Annotated in this window: 14 protein-coding genes; 7 read left to right on the top strand and 7 right to left on the bottom strand. The window is 67.6% G+C overall.

All coding sequences use genetic code 11. The features are described from left to right. Nucleotides 1–179 precede the first annotated feature (179 nt). The gene (locus tag ACFYNP_RS03010) at nt 180–1,529 is read left to right on the top strand and encodes an MATE family efflux transporter (protein ID WP_388782005.1); all 1,350 of its coding nucleotides are present in this window, start codon (nt 180–182) and stop codon (nt 1,527–1,529) included. A 124-nt stretch (nt 1,530–1,653) separates the two neighbouring features. On the opposite strand, the gene rplI is transcribed toward ACFYNP_RS03010, so the two are convergent. The 4 genes from rplI to rpsF form a co-directional block, all read right to left on the bottom strand. Next, on the bottom strand, nt 1,654–2,100 hold the full coding sequence (gene rplI / locus ACFYNP_RS03005) for a 50S ribosomal protein L9 (protein ID WP_388414047.1): 447 nt from the start codon (nt 2,098–2,100) through the stop codon (nt 1,654–1,656). An 18-nt stretch (nt 2,101–2,118) separates the two neighbouring features. Further along, complete coding sequence (gene rpsR / locus ACFYNP_RS03000; RefSeq protein ID WP_005315025.1) at nt 2,119–2,355, bottom strand: 30S ribosomal protein S18; 237 nt, start codon at nt 2,353–2,355, stop codon at nt 2,119–2,121. A gap of 43 nt (nt 2,356–2,398) precedes the next feature. After that, nucleotides 2,399–2,989: a single-stranded DNA-binding protein gene (locus ACFYNP_RS02995; protein ID WP_388414044.1), complete on the bottom strand. Its 591-nt coding sequence runs from the start codon at nt 2,987–2,989 to the stop codon at nt 2,399–2,401. A gap of 74 nt (nt 2,990–3,063) precedes the next feature. After that, nucleotides 3,064–3,354, bottom strand: a complete 291-nt coding sequence (gene rpsF, locus ACFYNP_RS02990; RefSeq protein ID WP_100575641.1) for a 30S ribosomal protein S6 — start codon at nt 3,352–3,354, stop codon at nt 3,064–3,066. 265 nt (nt 3,355–3,619) lie between these two features. Here rpsF and ACFYNP_RS02985 point away from each other — a divergent pair, with 265 nt between their 5' ends. The 3 genes from ACFYNP_RS02985 (at nt 3,620) to ACFYNP_RS02975 (ending at nt 6,300) form a co-directional block, all read left to right on the top strand. Then, on the top strand, nt 3,620–3,937 hold the full coding sequence (locus tag ACFYNP_RS02985; RefSeq protein ID WP_388414041.1) for a hypothetical protein: 318 nt from the start codon (nt 3,620–3,622) through the stop codon (nt 3,935–3,937). 146 nt (nt 3,938–4,083) lie between these two features. Next, nucleotides 4,084–5,202: a peptidoglycan bridge formation glycyltransferase FemA/FemB family protein gene (locus ACFYNP_RS02980; RefSeq protein WP_345260636.1), complete on the top strand. Its 1,119-nt coding sequence runs from the start codon at nt 4,084–4,086 to the stop codon at nt 5,200–5,202. 66 nt (nt 5,203–5,268) lie between these two features. Continuing rightward, nucleotides 5,269–6,300 (top strand): alanine racemase, encoded by a 1,032-nt coding sequence (locus ACFYNP_RS02975; protein ID WP_388414038.1) that lies wholly within the window; start codon nt 5,269–5,271, stop codon nt 6,298–6,300. Between the two features lie 87 nt (nt 6,301–6,387). On the opposite strand, the gene ACFYNP_RS02970 is transcribed toward ACFYNP_RS02975, so the two are convergent. Together ACFYNP_RS02970 and ACFYNP_RS02965 are read right to left on the bottom strand one after the other, a co-directional pair. Further along, complete coding sequence (locus ACFYNP_RS02970; protein WP_388414036.1) at nt 6,388–7,896, bottom strand: glycosyltransferase family 87 protein; 1,509 nt, start codon at nt 7,894–7,896, stop codon at nt 6,388–6,390. A gap of 133 nt (nt 7,897–8,029) precedes the next feature. After that, the gene (locus ACFYNP_RS02965; protein WP_388782002.1) at nt 8,030–10,726 is read right to left on the bottom strand and encodes a transglycosylase domain-containing protein; all 2,697 of its coding nucleotides are present in this window, start codon (nt 10,724–10,726) and stop codon (nt 8,030–8,032) included. Between the two features lie 375 nt (nt 10,727–11,101). Between ACFYNP_RS02965 and ACFYNP_RS02960 the strand changes: the two genes are divergently transcribed. The 3 genes from ACFYNP_RS02960 (at nt 11,102) to ACFYNP_RS02950 (ending at nt 14,267) form a co-directional block, all read left to right on the top strand. After that, the gene (locus ACFYNP_RS02960) at nt 11,102–11,785 is read left to right on the top strand and encodes a PadR family transcriptional regulator (protein ID WP_161245733.1); all 684 of its coding nucleotides are present in this window, start codon (nt 11,102–11,104) and stop codon (nt 11,783–11,785) included. 50 nt (nt 11,786–11,835) lie between these two features. After that, nucleotides 11,836–12,918, top strand: a complete 1,083-nt coding sequence (locus ACFYNP_RS02955) for an inositol-3-phosphate synthase (protein WP_388414030.1) — start codon at nt 11,836–11,838, stop codon at nt 12,916–12,918. A gap of 80 nt (nt 12,919–12,998) precedes the next feature. Then, nucleotides 12,999–14,267, top strand: coding sequence for an MFS transporter (locus ACFYNP_RS02950; RefSeq protein WP_388414027.1), 1,269 nt, complete (start codon nt 12,999–13,001; stop codon nt 14,265–14,267). A 122-nt stretch (nt 14,268–14,389) separates the two neighbouring features. On the opposite strand, the gene ACFYNP_RS02945 is transcribed toward ACFYNP_RS02950, so the two are convergent. Then, nucleotides 14,390–15,832: a CCA tRNA nucleotidyltransferase gene (locus tag ACFYNP_RS02945; RefSeq protein ID WP_388781999.1), complete on the bottom strand. Its 1,443-nt coding sequence runs from the start codon at nt 15,830–15,832 to the stop codon at nt 14,390–14,392. Nucleotides 15,833–15,904: the final 72 nt, after the last annotated feature.

The following is a 15,904-nucleotide window of genomic DNA, read 5'->3' as shown; positions in this document are numbered from 1 at the left end:
CGCCTCACCCGTAACTACTCTGACCTGCACTTTCTCCATCCACCGGCTGTGGGGGAGAAAAACTTTCCCGACTGGCTCAAGATCCTGGCGGACGGCGCCCGCACGAACCGGAGAGCGGCCCTGAAGTAAGGACCACATACTCATTGCATCCATTACCTGTGGAAGATTAGATTGACCCCATGAAACAGGCCCCCACGGCACCGGAGAACGACTGGCGGATCTCCCGGCGTCGGCACGACCGCGAGATCGTGTCCCTCGCCGTTCCCGCCTTCGGCGCCCTCGTCGCCGAGCCACTCTTCGTGATGGCCGACAGCGCGATCGTGGGCCACCTCGGCACCCCACAACTGGCCGGTTTGGGTATTGCCGCGCCACTGCTCACCACAGCCGTGAGCATTTTCGTCTTCCTCGCGTACGCCACCACCGCCGCCGTGTCCCGCCGTGTCGGCGCCGGCGATCTGCGGGCCGCGATCCGCCAAGGCATGGACGGCATCTGGCTGGCCCTGCTCCTGGGCGCCGCGGTGGTCGCCACCGTACTGCCCAGCGCCCCTTGGCTGGTCGGTCTGTTCGGCGCCTCGGACACGGCGGCCCCCTACGCCGTCACCTATCTCCGCATCTCCGCGCTCGGCATTCCCGCCATGCTCGTCGTGCTCGCCTCGACCGGCGTCCTGCGCGGACTGCAGAACACCCGGACGCCGCTGTACGTGGCCATAGGAGGCTTCGCGGCCAACGGTGTCCTGAACGTGGGGCTCGTCTATGGTGCCGGGCTCGGCATCGCGGGGTCTGCCTGGGGCACCGTCATCGCGCAATTCGGCATGGCCGCCGTCTATCTCGTCGTGGTCGTACGCGGGGCCCGGCGCCACCACGCCTCCCTGCGGCCCGATCTCGCGGGCATCAGGAACAGCGCACAGGCCGGCGTCCCGCTCCTGGTGCGTACCCTCTCCCTGCGGGCCGTCCTGATGATCGCCACCGCTGTCGCCGCCCGGCTCGGGGACGTCGACATCGCCGCGCACCAGATCATCCTCTCCCTGTGGAACCTGATGGCCTTCGCCCTCGACGCGATCGCCATCGCCGGGCAGGCGATCATCGGCCGCTATCTCGGAGCTGACGACGCCAAGGGAGCCAGGCAGGCCTGTCGCCGCATGGTGGAGTGGGGCATCGCCTTCGGCGTGCTGCTCGGTCTGCTCGTGGTGGCGGCCCGCCCGCTGTTCGTGCCGCTCTTCACCAGCGACCACGCCGTCCAGCACACCCTGACGCCCGCGCTGCTCGTGGTCGCCCTGATCCAGCCCGTCGCCGGCGTGGTCTTCGTGCTCGACGGCGTACTGATGGGCGCGGGTGACGGACCCTATCTGGCCCGGGCCATGGTGGTGACCCTGGCCGTCTTCGCTCCCGTCGCGCTTCTGGTCCCGCCCCTTGGCGGCGGCCTGACCGCACTGTGGTGGGCCATGGCGCTGATGATGGCGGTCCGCATGCTCACCCTCGGATGGCGGGCCCGCTCCGGGCGCTGGCTGGTCACGGGCGCGATGCGCTGACCGCGGGACGGTCCTCTGTTTCACGTGAAACAGAAGCATGGGACAGACGCGTGGAACAGCATCAGGCAACAGAAGAAGGGCCGCACCCGAGGGGTACGGCCCTTCTTGCTGTGCTGTGCTGCGCTTAGGCGGCGATGACCTCGACGCCAAGCTTCGCGACAACGTCGGCGTGCAGACGCACGGACACCTGGTGAGCACCCAGGGTCTTGATCGGCGCACCGAGCTCGACGCGGCGCTTGTCCACGTCCGGGCCACCGGCAGCCTTGATCGCCGAAGCGACGTCGGCCTGGGTGACGGAGCCGAAGAGACGGCCGGCGTCGCCGGAGCGAACAGCCAGACGCACCTTCACGCCTTCGAGACGGGCCTTGATCTCGTTGGCCTGCTCGATGGTCGCGATCTCGTGGATCTTGCGCGCACGACGGATCTGCGCGACGTCCTTCTCGCCACCCTTGGTCCAGCGGATCGCGAAACCACGCGGGACCAGGTAGTTGCGAGCGTAGCCGTCCTTGACGTCAACGACGTCGCCGGCAGTGCCGAGGCCAGAGACCTCGTGGGTGAGGATGATCTTCATTTTTCGGTCACCCTTCCCTTATCGCGCGGTGGACGTGTAGGGCAGCAGCGCCATCTCACGGCTGTTCTTGACGGCCGTGGCGACGTCACGCTGGTGCTGCGTGCAGTTGCCGGTAACGCGGCGGGCACGGATCTTGCCGCGGTCGGAAATGAACTTCCGCAGCATGTTCGTGTCCTTGTAGTCCACGTAAGCGGTCTTGTCCTTGCAGAAAGCGCAGACCTTCTTCTTAGGCTTGCGCACAGGCGGCTTCGCCATGGTGTTTCTCCTGTGTGATCAAGAAGTGGGGATGACGAGGGCCCTAGAAGGGCGGCTCGTCCGAGTAGCCGCCGCCGGAGCTTCCGCCCCAGCCGCCACCGCTGCCGCTCTGCGACTGTCCGCCACTGGCGGGCGCGCTGGAGGCCCAGGGGTCGTCGGCGGGAGCACCGCCGCCGCTCTGCTGGCCGCCGCTGGGGGCTCCACCCCAGTTGCCGCCACCCTGCTGCTGACCGCCACCGCCGCCGCCGTATCCACCCTGGCCGCCGCGACCGGTGGTCTTGGTGACCTTGGCCGTGGCGTTCTTGAGGCTGGGGCCGACTTCCTCGACGTCCAGCTCGAAGACCGTGCGCTTGACGCCCTCGCGGTCCTCGTAGGACCGCTGCCTCAGCCGGCCCTGCACGACTACGCGCATGCCTCGCTGAAGCGACTCCGCGACGTTCTCCGCCGCCTGACGCCAGACCGAGCAGGTCAAGAACAGGCTTTCGCCGTCCTTCCACTCATTGGTCTGACGGTCGAAGGTGCGGGGAGTGGACGCGACACGGAACTTCGCGACGGCCGCACCGGAGGGGGTGAAGCGCAGCTCGGGGTCGTCGACGAGATTGCCGACGACCGTGATGACGGTCTCGCCTGCCATGGATGAACCTCTCGGCGGGGATTGCTGCTGGCTGCTGTGTTGCTACTCGAACCCGATTACCGCTGAGCGGAAGCTCAGTGGGTCTCGGGACGGAGGACCTTGGTCCGGAGGACCGACTCGTTCAGGTTCATCTGACGGTCGAGCTCCTTGACGACCGCAGGCTCGGCCTGCAGGTCGAGGACCGTGTAGATGCCCTCGGGCTTCTTCTTGATCTCGTAGGCGAGACGCCGACGGCCCCAGGTGTCGACCTTCTCGACCTTTCCGTTGCCCTCGCGGACGACGGAGAGGAAGTTCTCGATCAGGGGAGAGACAGCGCGCTCCTCCAGATCGGGGTCGAGGATGACCATCACCTCGTAGTGACGCATGTGGAACCCACCTCCTTTGGACTCAGCGGCCACGGTCGTTCCGTGGCAGGAGGGTCGTGATGCGTAAGCAACGGTATCGGCCCCCACTGACAATCCCCCTCCGTGAGGAGTGGGAGGGCATGCGGGCACGGCTGACACCGGTGCAGACCGTCCAGAGTACCTGTTGACCCGCTTCCGGTTGAAATCCGGTGGGCAGGGGACGCAATCTGTACAGATCGGGTGTGTGCGGCGTCACCCGGCGCCGCCTTCCGCCAGGAGGTGCCCCATGGCACAAGCAGTGCGACCGAATGCTCCCGTCTCCCTCTTCGCCACCGACGGCAAGCCCCATCCGCTCCAGGACACGCTCGCGGCCGTCACGCTCGTCCTGGGCGTGCTGGCCTTCACCACCGCGTGGTTCTACAACCTCCACCTGGTCAGCTCGTGGGCCGGTCTGCTCGGCATCGTCACGGGCGCCTACGGCCAGTTCATCTCGGCGACGACGCGCGAACGGTTCCTGCTGATCCTCGGGCTCGGCGCCTCCGCCGTCGGGTTCTTCCTCGGCATGGCACACGGCGGCCTCTTCGGCGGTGTCGTCGGCGGCTGACGGCCGCACGACCCCGTCCCCACCGGAAATCCCGTACGACGCCGAGCCGTACGGCCATCCGGGGCGCTCCTGTGGCCAAGTAGGCTTCGGCACGAGAGCCGGAGCCCCTGTACCCATGGGGACACACCTGCCGAGGAGCGCCCTGCATGAGCCTGACCCTGAGGACCATCAGTCGTGAGCAGCATCTGGCGTACATCCAGACCCTGCCCGCGGCGAGCCACTGCCAGGTCCCGGCGTGGGCTGACGTCAAGACGGAGTGGCGTTCGGAGAGCCTCGGCTGGTTCGACAAGACCGGCCAGCTCGTAGGCGCCGGTCTGGTTCTGTACCGCCAGCTCCCCAAGGTCAAGCGCTACTTGGCGTATCTGCCCGAGGGCCCCGTCATCAACTGGTACGCGCCCAATCTGGACGAGTGGCTGAAGCCGATGCTCGCCCATCTCAAGCAGCAGGGCGCGTTCTCGGTCAAGATGGGCCCGCCGGTCGTCATCCGCCGCTGGGACTCGACCGCCATCAAGTCCGGCATCCAGGACCCCGATGTGAAGCGCCTGCGCGATGTCGAGGCCACCCACATCGAGCCGCGTGCCTTCGAAGTGGCCGACCGGCTGCGCAAGATGGGCTGGCAGCAGGGCGAGGACGGCGGCGCCGGATTCGGCGACGTACAGCCCCGCTATGTCTTCCAGGTGCCGCTGGCCAACCGCTCGCTCGACGATGTCCTCAAGGGCTTCAACCAGCTGTGGCGCCGCAACATCAAGAAGGCCGAGAAGGCCGGCGTCGAAGTCGTCCAGGGCGGTTACGAAGACCTCGCCGAATGGCAGCGCCTGTACGAGATCACCGCCGTGCGCGACCACTTCCGGCCGCGTCCGCTGTCGTACTTCCAGCGCATGTGGACGGTCCTCAACTCCGAGGACCCCAACCGGATGCGGCTCTACTTCGCGCGCCACAACGGTGTGAACCTCTCGGCCGCGACGATGCTCGTCGTCGGCGGCCACGTCTGGTACTCCTACGGCGCCTCCGACAACATCGGCCGCGAGGTGCGGCCGTCCAACGCGATGCAGTGGCGAATGCTCCGCGACGCGTACGCGATGGGCGCGACGGTCTACGACCTGCGCGGCATCTCCGACTCGCTGGACGAGACCGACCACCTCTTCGGTCTCATCCAGTTCAAGGTGGGCACCGGTGGTGAGGCGGCCGAGTACCTCGGCGAGTGGGACTTCCCGCTGAACAAGCTCCTCCACAAGGCGCTGGACATGTATATGTCGCGTCGCTGAGCGGTTGCGTAACCTCGTTCCTCGTACCTCCCACACATCGCAGCCATCAGAAAGGTCCGGACGGCCATGGCGCTCACCCTCTATGTCGACTCCGCTCGCTGGCGGGCGCACCAGAAGTCCGTCATCGACCAGTTCCCGGGCATCGTCCCGGTCTGCAAGGGCAACGGCTACGGCTTCGGCCACGAGCGGCTCGCGGACGAGGTGTCCCGCTTCGGCTCGGACATCCTGGCGGTCGGCACCACCTACGAAGCCGCCCGGATCAAGGACTGGTTCAGCGGCGATCTGCTCGTCCTGACGCCGTTCAGACGCGGCGAGGAGCCGGTGCCGCTGCCCGACCGGGTCATCCGCTCGGTCTCCTCGGTGGACGGCGTCCACGCCCTGGTGGGCGCACGTGTGGTCATCGAGTGCATGAGCTCGATGAAGCGCCACGGTGTGAAGGAGGAGGAGCTCGGGATGCTCCGCTCCGCCATCGAGGACGTGCGCCTCGAAGGTTTTGCGCTGCACCTTCCCCTGGACCGCGCCGACGGCTCGGACGCCGTCGAGGAGGTCATCGCGTGGATGGACCGGCTGCGCGCGGCCCGGCTGCCGCTGCACACCATGTTCGTCAGCCATCTGCGCGCCGAGGAACAGGCCCGGTTGCAGCAGCAGTTCCCGCAGACCCGCTTCCGGGCCCGCATCGGTACGCGGCTGTGGCTCGGCGACCACGAGGCGACCGAGTACCGGGGATCCGTCCTCGACGTCACCCGCGTCACCAAGGGGGACCGGTTCGGCTACCGCCAGCAGAAGGTCGCCTCGGACGGCTGGCTGGTCGTGGTCGCCGGCGGCACCTCGCACGGGGTGGGCCTGGAGGCTCCGAAGGCGCTGCACGGCGTGATGCCGCGCGCCAAGGGCGTCGCCCGTGCAGGACTCGCCACCGTCAACCGCAACCTGTCGCCGTTCGTCTGGGCGGGCAAGCAGCGCTGGTTCGCCGAGCCGCCGCACATGCAGGTCTCGATCCTGTTCGTGCCGTCGGACTCCCAGGAGCCCCACGTGGGTGACGAGTTGGTGGCCCATCTGCGGCACACCACGACGCAGTTCGACCGTCTCATCGAGCGCTAGAAAGCCGCCTACGGGCACGCATGACATCGGGCCCCTGACCGACGACAGCCGCCGTCGGTCAGGGGCCCGAGCTCTGTACACGCCCCCTCAGGGGGCCGGGGTCCGCATACCCCAGTCGACCCGCGGCCTCTCTTCGAGCAGGGCCGCGTGCCGTGGCGGGTGCGCCGCCTGGCCCAGCACGAACACGTCCTCGGCCCGGTCGAGGACGCCGCCCGACGGGTCGTCGGAACCGTCACGGCGTACGACGTCCCGGTCGGGCAGCAGGATGTCGCGCACCACGACGGCGCACAGATACAGCGTGGTCAAAAGGTGTGCGGCGATGGCCAGTTGATAGCCCTCGGGAGGCAGCCCCTGATGCTTCTCGCCGCTCATCGTGTAGGCGAGGTACAGCCAGATGCCGAGGAAGTAGACGACCTCTCCGGCCTGCCAGATCAGGAAGTCCCGCCAGCGCGGCCTGGCGAGTGCGGCCAGCGGGATCAGCCACAGCACGTACTGCGGTGAGTAGACCTTGTTGGTGAGGATGAACGCCGCGACGACGAGGAACGCGAGCTGTGCGAAGCGCGGGCGACGCGGCGCGGTGAGGGTGAGGACCCCGATTCCCGCGCAGGCCAGCACCATCAGGATCATGGCCAGCGTGTTCACCAGATCGGTGTCCAGGCTCTTGCCCGTACGCTGCGAAATGATCAGCCAGAACGACCCGAAGTCGACGGCCCTCTCCTGGCTGAAGGTGTAGAACTTCTTCCACCCTTCGGGCGCCAGCATCATCACCGGCAGGTTCACGACCAGCCAGGCACCGGCCGCCCCCAGCGCCGCGGCGCCGAACTCCCGCCATTTCCCTGCCCGCCAGCACAGCACGAGCAGCGGCCCGAGGATCAGTACGGGGTAGAGCTTGGCGGCCGTGGCGAGGCCGATCAGGATGCCGAAGGCGAGCGTCCGCCCGCGCGACCACATCAGCATCGCGGCCGCGGTGAGGGCTACGGCGAACAGATCCCAGTTGATCGTGGCCGTAAGCGCGAAGGCCGGGGCCAGGGCGACGAGCAGGGCATCCCAGGGGCGACGGCGGTGGGTCCGGGTGACACAGACGGCGATGACGGCCGTGCAGGCCATCAGCATCCCCGCATTGACCATCCAGTACAGCTGCTCACGGTGCTGCATGTCTCCGCCGCCCGGTGTCAGCCAGGAGGCGACCTCCATGAACAGCCCGGTCAGCACCGGATATTCGAGGTAGTTCATGTCGCCGTTGAGCCGGTCGAAGTACGGCACCAGATTGTCGGCGAAGCCGCGCAGCGAATAGAGATGCGGGATGTCCGAATAGCAGGCGTGGGTGTACTGCGAATTTGCGCCCCGGAACCAGGCCCAGTCGTAGCAGGGCAGTTTCTGGGCCATCCCCAGGGCGAACATCCCGATCGCGACGAGCACCACGACCCTGATCGGGGTGAGCCAGTGGCGGCCGGGCTTGGCCCAGCGTCCGAGCGGGCCGCCGATCAGCTGGCTGCCGGCAGCGGCGACCTCGTCCTGTTCCGTGGGGCGCACGACGGGTTCCGCGGAGGCTTCGCGTCGGTCCTCGTACACACGGGGGCTCGTCTCGCTCGTCATGCCCGACATCCTGCCGTACAGGGCTGTGGATACGGGGATCGGCCGTGTTTCACGTGAAACGAAGAGGTTGTTTCACGTGAAACGGCGGGGCGGTGTTTCACGTGAAACACCGCCCCGCCGTCAGTCGTCCGATCTAACCGCCGGTATTGCCGAACCAACCCCCGGTATTGCCTCCGCCAGGCCCGCCGCCGGGTTTCGACCTGCTGGGCGAGGGGCTGGGGGGCGGCCCGCCGTCCGTTCCACCGGTCGCCGGGTCCCCGTTGGCACCGCCCGTGTTGCCGCAGGTCCAGTCCCACTTGCTACAGGAGGCGCTGGGGCTCGGAGACGGGGTGAGCGAGGGGCTGGGCGACGGCTTGAGGGACGGGGAGGGCGAAGGAGCCGGGGCGCTCGGAGTCGGGGAGGGAGTGGGGCTGGGGGACATTCCGCCGCCGTACACCTTGTCGCCGATCTTCTCCGCGGTCGGGAACGACTCGGCGGGGGAGCTGCCGAGCGCCTGCTCCATGTAGTCGTGCCAGATGGTCGACGGGAAGGAGGCACCATGGATCTTCTCCTGGTTGCCCGTCCCGAACATGCTCAGGAACTCACGCTTCTTGCTGGTCTCGTTGTCGTCGAGGCGGTACATACCGACGGCCGTCGAGTACTGCGGGGTGTAGCCGACGAACCATGCCGATCGGTTGCCGTCGGTGGTACCGGTCTTGCCCGCAACCTGGCGCCCGCTGAGCTTGGCGTTCGTGCCGGTTCCCTTGTCGACGACGCCCTTCAGGACGTCGGTGACGTTGTTGGCCACAGCAGCAGGAAAGGCGCTCTTGGTCTCGTCCTTGTGCTCGTAGATGGTGGTCCCGCTCTTGAGGACCTTGGTCACGGAGTACGGGTCGCGCTGCGTGCCGCTGGCGGCGAAGGTGGCGTACGCCCCGGCCATGCGGATCGCGCTGGGCGACGACGTACCGATCGAGAACGACGGCACACTGGAGGAGGCCATGCTGGTCTTGTTGTCGCGCAGGCCCGCGGCCATGGCGGCCTGCTTCACCTTGTCGGTGCCGACGTCCATGCCGAGCTGGACATAGGGGGAGTTCACCGATTCCTGCATGGCGTAGCGGAGGTCGATGCCGAAGCTCGGCGGGTTGTACGACTGGTTGCCGTCGTTGGTCTGGAGCCACTCGCCGCCGTGCTCGTCCTTCCAGACGGTCCCGTCATAGTTCTTGATCTTCAGCTTGTTCTTGCCGCTGTAGATGCTGTCCGGGGAGACGGGTGTGCGGGACGAATCGCTCTGCGACGCCGGCTTGTTGGGGTCGCGCTTTCCGTACTGCATCGCGGCCGCGAGGACGAAGGGCTTGAAGGTCGAACCGACCTGGGCTCCGGTTTCGTCGGCGTTGTTGGTGAAGTGCTTGGTCGCGTCCTCACCACCGTAGATGGCCACGATGGCGCCGGTCTTCACATCCACCGAGGCAGCACCGAACTGGACGAACGTGTCCTTGTCGGGTCGCTTCTTGGGGTCGATGTTCTTGTCCCGGACCTTCTTGACCACGCCCTCCATCTCCTGGACCTTCGCCTTGTCGAAGGTCGTGTAGATCCGGTAGCCGCCCTTGGCCAGGTCGATGTCCGGGTTGCTGTTCTTCGCCGAGGCCTGCGCGAGGGACACGAGGTAGCCGATCTGGCCGCTCAGGTTCGCGTTCTTCTTCGGCTTGTCGGGCATCGGGAAGGTCCGGTACTTGTCCCGCTCCGCCTGGCTCAGATGCTTGTCCTTCACCTCCTGGTCGAGGATCCAGCCCCAGCGCTCCGTGGCGTTCTTCGTGTTCTGCTCGGCCGTGGCAGCCGGGTCGATCTCAGGGGCGCCGGCCGGGTCGAAGTAGGTGGCGCCCTTGAGGAGCGAGGCGAGGAAGGCGCACTGGCTCGGGTCGAGGTCCTTGGCGTCCTTGCTGTAGTACGTGCGGGCGGCGGCCTGGAGGCCGTAGGCGCCGCGGCCGTAGTACGCGGTGTTCAGGTACCCGGCCATGATCTCGCTCTTCGGCCTGGTCGCACCGACCTTGATGGAGATGAAGAGCTCTTTGAACTTACGGGAGATCGTCTGTGACTGGTCGTCGAGACGGGCGTTCTTCACGTACTGCTGGGTGATGGTCGAACCACCCTGCGTCTGGCCGCCCTTGGCCATGTTCACCAGGGCACGGGCGATGCCCTGGGGATCGACACCGCTGTCCGTCTCGAAGGTCTTGTTCTCGGCCGAGATGACCGCGTACCGCATGGCCGCCGGGATCTGCTCGTACGTGATGATCTGCCGGTTGACCTCACCGCCCGTGGCCACCATCTGGGATCCGTCGGCCCAGTAGTAGACGTTGTTCTGAGCCGTGGCGGCCCGAGCGACGTCCGGGATGGCCACCAAGTAGTACGCGACGCCGATGAAGGCGATCAGCAGGCCGAAGCAACCCAGACCGCAGGCGGTGACGAGCTTCCAGGACGGTACCCAGCGCCGCCATCCCTGCCGGCCGAACCGCGGATAGTCGATGAACCGCTTCTTTCCCGGCCGACCGCCGCCCGCGGCGCCCCGGCCCGCCCGGCGTCCCGGACCTCCGGGGGGCCCCGCACTGTCAGGGCCGCGCCTGCGGCCGCCGCCCCGCTGGGCCCGCCGTGCTTCGGCGCGCCCACCGTACGTGGGCTCATCAGCGGGCGAGGCCGAGGTCGATCCGTACGAACCGGACGGCGACGGGGCCGACGACTCCTGGGATCCGGCCGCCGGCCGGGCCGCTCGGCGTCCGGAGGACTGTTGCGCGGCGCGTCGGGCCGCGGCACGTCCACCGCCCTGAGGCTGCGGCGGTTTGCGACGGTGCTCGCTCATCGAACGACTACTCCTCGGGCAGGCGAGAGCGCCTGGAAACGGCAGCTGAGTTCCTGTCCCCCCAGTGCACGAGCCGGTCCCGGGAAGGAGCCGGCCGCGCTGCATCCCGTGTGCCGATGGCGCTGAACACGCCGACGCCCCCTGACGTCACTCGGCACACAGTGATCTGCATGGCGCACAGACTACGCACGCTCAAAACCTCCCTAGGGCCGAAGTTCACCCCAAATCAGGCAACTTGCCTCCTGTGAATTGATGATGTGACGCCGTTCACCATGGCCCCTCTTGTCGCAGCCACGACTCGGCTCTATCGTGCTGATGTATCGAGTCGATACATCAGCACGGCATAAAGGTTCCCGACGACCGAGGAGGCGAAGGATGAGCAGGCGCTCCGGCATCCTCGAATTCGCCGTACTCGGGCTGCTCCGCGAGGCCCCGATGCACGGTTACGAGCTGCGCAAGCGGCTCAACACCTCGCTGGGAATCTTCCGGGCCTTCAGTTACGGGACCCTCTATCCCTGCCTCAAGACGCTGGTCGCCAACGGCTGGTTGATCGAGGAGCCGGGCAGCGCTCCCGAGGATGCGCTTGCCGCTTCACTCGCAGGGCGCCGCGCCAAGATCGTCTACCGGTTGACGGCGGAAGGTAAGGAGCACTTCGAGGAGCTGCTCTCCCACACCGGCCCCGACACCTGGGAGGACGAGCACTTCGCCGCCCGTTTCGCCTTCTTCGGCCAGACGGAGCGAGAGGTGCGGATGCGCGTGCTGGAAGGTCGTCGCAGCCGGCTGGAGGAGCGTCTCGAAAAGATGCGTGCCTCCCTGGCCCGTACGCGCGAGCGCCTGGACGACTACACGCTTGAGCTGCAGCGTCACGGCATGGAGTCCGTGGAGCGCGAAGTGCGCTGGCTGAACGAGCTCATCGAGAGCGAGCGGGCGGGACGGGATCAGCGATCCGGCCCCGCCACCGGCTCCGCTCAGCAGGACCACACATCAGGAGAGACGGGCGGTCTGCCCCGGCACCGGGACAGCACCCGGCCGGATCCGTCCGAGGACACCGCCAACTGAAGGCCCTGCGTGCGCAGGACTTCGAAGAGATCGAACAGGGAGCAACCGGAATGGGTTCGGTTCGCGTAGCCATCGTCGGCGTGGGCAACTGCGCCGCCTCGCTGGTGCAGGGCGTCGAGTACTACAAGGACGCCGACCCGGCCACCAAGGTCCCGGGTCTGATGCACGTCCAGTTCGGCGACTACCACGTCGGTGACGTGGAGTTCGTCGCCGCGTTCGACGTCGACGCCAAGAAGGTCGGCCTCGACCTCTCGGACGCCATCGGCGCCAGCGAGAACAACACCATCAAGATCTGCGACGTCCCGAACAAGGGCGTCACGGTCCAGCGCGGCCACACCCTGGACGGTCTCGGCAAGTACTACCGGATGACCATCGAGGAGTCCGCCGAGACTCCCGTGGACGTCGTCCAGGTCCTCAAGGACCAGCAGGTCGACGTTCTGGTCTGCTACCTGCCGGTCGGCTCCGAGGACGCGGCGAAGTTCTACGCGCAGTGCGCCATCGACGCCAAGGTCGCGTTCGTCAACGCCCTCCCGGTCTTCATCGCCGGCACCAAGGAGTGGGCGGACAAGTTCACCGAGGCCGGTGTCCCGATCGTCGGCGACGACATCAAGTCGCAGGTCGGCGCCACCATCACGCACCGCGTGATGGCGAAGCTGTTCGAGGACCGCGGTGTCCGTCTTGAGCGCACCATGCAGCTCAACGTCGGCGGCAACATGGACTTCAAGAACATGCTGGAGCGCGACCGCCTGGAGTCCAAGAAGATCTCGAAGACGCAGGCCGTCACCTCGCAGATCCCGGACCGCGACATGGGCGAGAAGAACGTCCACATCGGTCCCTCGGACTACGTGGCCTGGCTGGACGACCGCAAGTGGGCGTACGTGCGCCTTGAGGGCCGCGCCTTCGGTGACGTTCCGCTGAACCTTGAGTACAAGCTTGAGGTCTGGGACTCCCCGAACTCCGCGGGCGTCATCATCGACGCGCTGCGCGCCGCGAAGATCGCCAAGGACCGCGGCATCGGTGGCCCGATCCTGTCGGCGTCGAGCTACTTCATGAAGTCCCCGCCGGTCCAGTACTTCGACGACGAGGCCTTCGCCAACGTCGAGAAGTTCATCAAGGGCGAGGTCGAGCGCTAGAGCTCGCATCCTGAACGGCTGAGGGTCCCTGTGTGCCAGGTAGCGCACGGGGACCCTTTTCATATGTGACGCTTGCTCACATGCCCGTCGTACGTGACCTATGCGTGCTCCTGCGCCTGAAGCACTTCCGGCATCTGCTGACCGTACGGCTGCTGTCCCAGGCCGCCGACGGCGTCTATCAGGTCGCGCTGGCCACCTACGTCGTCTTCTCCCCCGAGAAACAGGCATCCCCCGGCGCGATCGCCTCCGCCATGGCCGTCCTGCTCCTCCCGTACTCGCTCGTCGGGCCGTTCGCGGGAGTTCTGCTCGACCGTTGGCGACGGCGCTCGGTCTTCCTCTACGGCAACCTCCTGCGGGCCCTCCTCGCCGGTTGCACGGCGCTGCTCGTGCTCGGGTCCGCGCCCGACTGGCTCTTCTACGCCTCGGCGCTCGCCGTGACGGCCGTCAACCGCTTCGTCCTCGCCGGGCTCTCCGCATCCCTGCCCCGGGTGGTCGACGCCGAGCGTCTCGTCATGGCCAACTCGCTCTCGCCTACGGCCGGAACGCTGGCCGCGACCGCGGGCGGCGGCCTTGCCTTCGCCCTGCGACTGGTGATCGACGCGGACGCCGCCACCGTCATTCTGGGTGCCGTCCTCTATCTCTGCGCCTCGCTCGCCTCCCTACGCCTTCCCCCGGGCCTGCTCGGGCCCGACCCCACCGGTGCCCAGCCCGGCCTCGCCGCGGTGCTCAGCTCCACGGCCCGCGGACTCGCCGACGGCGTACGGCACTTGAGCCGGCGCGGGCCGGCGGCCCTGGTGCTCACCGCGATGACTCTGATGCGGTTCTGCTACGGCGCGCTGACCGTGATGCTCCTGATGCTGTGCCGGTACGCCTGGACCGACGGGCCGGAGCGGAACACCGGTACGGGCGGCCTCGCTCTGCTCGGACTCGCCGTCGGCGTCTCGGGCGCGGGATTCTTCGCGGCTGCCGTCCTGACCCCGTGGTCGGTGGCGCGGCTCGGCCCGTTCCGGTGGATCGTGCTGTGCTCGGCGGCCGCCGCCGTGCTCGTACCGGCGCTCGGCCTGCCCTTCGCGCCCACGCCGATGCTGGTCGCCGCCTTCGTTCTGGGCCTCATCACCCAGGGCGCGAAGATCACTACGGACACGGTGATCCAGTCCACAGTGGACGACTCCTACCGCGGCCGGATCTTCTCCCTCTACGACGTCCTGTTCAACATGGCGTTCGTCGGGGCCGCCGCGGTCGCCGCCCTGATGCTCCCGGCAGACGGCCGCTCCGCCCCCCTCGTCATCACCGTGGCTCTCATCTACACGGCGGTGGCCGCGTTCATGATCCGGTTCTCGCGCCCCTGAGGGATACGCCGAGGCTGCTGGCGTCGGCGGCTGCCTGATGGAGAAGCGGGGGGGGCGGTGTTTCACGTGAAACACCGCCCCCCGCCGCCGGCCGTCCCGGCATGTTTCACGTGAAACAGACCTCAGCCTCGCGAAGCCCACCACTCCTTCAGCGCCGCGACCGCCGCGTCATGCTCCATGGGCCCGTTCTCCAGGCGCAGTTCCAGCAGGTGCTTGTACGCCTCGCCGATCGCCGGCCCCGGGCCGACCCCCAGGATCTCCATGATCTGGTTGCCATCGAGGTCGGGGCGGATCGAGTCCAGCTCCTCCTGCTGCTGAAGCTCCGCGATGCGGTCCTCCAAGCCGTCGTAGGCGCGGGACAACGCGCTCGCCTTGCGCTTGTTGCGCGTGGTGCAGTCCGAGCGGGTCAGCTTGTGCAGCCGGTCAAGGAGCGGCCCGGCGTCACGGACGTAACGCCGCACCGCCGAGTCGGTCCATTCACCGGTGCCGTACCCATGGAAGCGCAGATGCAGCTCGACCAGCTTCGAGACGTCCTTGACCATCTCGTTCGAGTACTTCAGCGCGGCCATCCGCTTCCTGGTCATCTTCGCGCCGACCACCTCGTGGTGGTGGAAGGAGACCCGTCCGTCCGACTCGAAGCGTCGCGTCCTCGGCTTGCCGATGTCGTGCAGCAGCGCCGCGAGGCGCAGCACGAGGTCCGGGCCGTCCTGCTCCAGATCGATCGCCTGGTCCAGCACGGTCAGCGAGTGCTCGTAGACGTCCTTGTGCCGGTGGTGCTCGTCGCTCTCCAGCCGCAGGGCGGGCAGCTCCGGCAGGACGTGCTCGGCCAGTCCCGTGTCCACCAGGAGTCGCAGCCCCTTCTTCGGGTGGGCCGAGATCAGCAGCTTGTTGAGTTCGTCCCGGACCCGTTCCGCCGAGACGATCTCGATACGGCCGGACATGTCCGTCATGGCGGTCACGACCTCGGGGGCCACTTCGAAGTCCAGCTGGGCGGCGAAGCGCGCGGCCCGCATCATCCGCAGCGGATCGTCCGAGAAGGACTCCTCGGGCGTCCCCGGCGTGCGCAGCACCCGCGCTGCGAGGTCTTCGAGGCCTCCGTACGGGTCGACGAACTCCTTCTGCGGCAATGCCACGGCCATCGCGTTGACGGTGAAGTCCCGTCGCACGAGGTCGTCCTCGATGGAGTCGCCGTAGGACACCTCGGGCTTGCGCGAGGTGCGGTCGTACGCCTCGGAGCGGTAGGTGGTGACCTCGATCTGGTAGCCGTCCTTCTGGCAGCCGACCGTGCCGAAGGCGATCCCGACCTCCCAGACCGCGTCCGCCCAGGGCCGCACGATCTTCAGTACGTCCTCGGGACGGGCATCCGTGGTGAAGTCCAGGTCGTTGCCGAGCCGCCCGAGCAGCGCGTCCCGGACCGAGCCGCCGACGAGGGCGAGCGAGAACCCCGCCTCCTGGAATCGGATGGCGAGGTCGTCCGCGACGGGGGACACCCGCAGCAGTTCGCTCACCGCGCGGCGCTGCACCTGGCTCAGTGCACTGGGATTGTCTTCATTGGCGTTCGGCACAACAGAAAAGGGTACGTGGCCCGGCCGACCGGGTCGTCACCGTTGATTCCGGGACCCGGTATGCGTGGCCGC

This window comes from Streptomyces sp. NPDC006691, from assembly GCF_042869955.1.
Lineage (GTDB): Bacteria > Actinomycetota > Actinomycetes > Streptomycetales > Streptomycetaceae > Streptomyces.
Note: the sequence above shows the minus strand (reverse complement) of the source record. Positions and strands in the feature narration are given on the sequence as shown.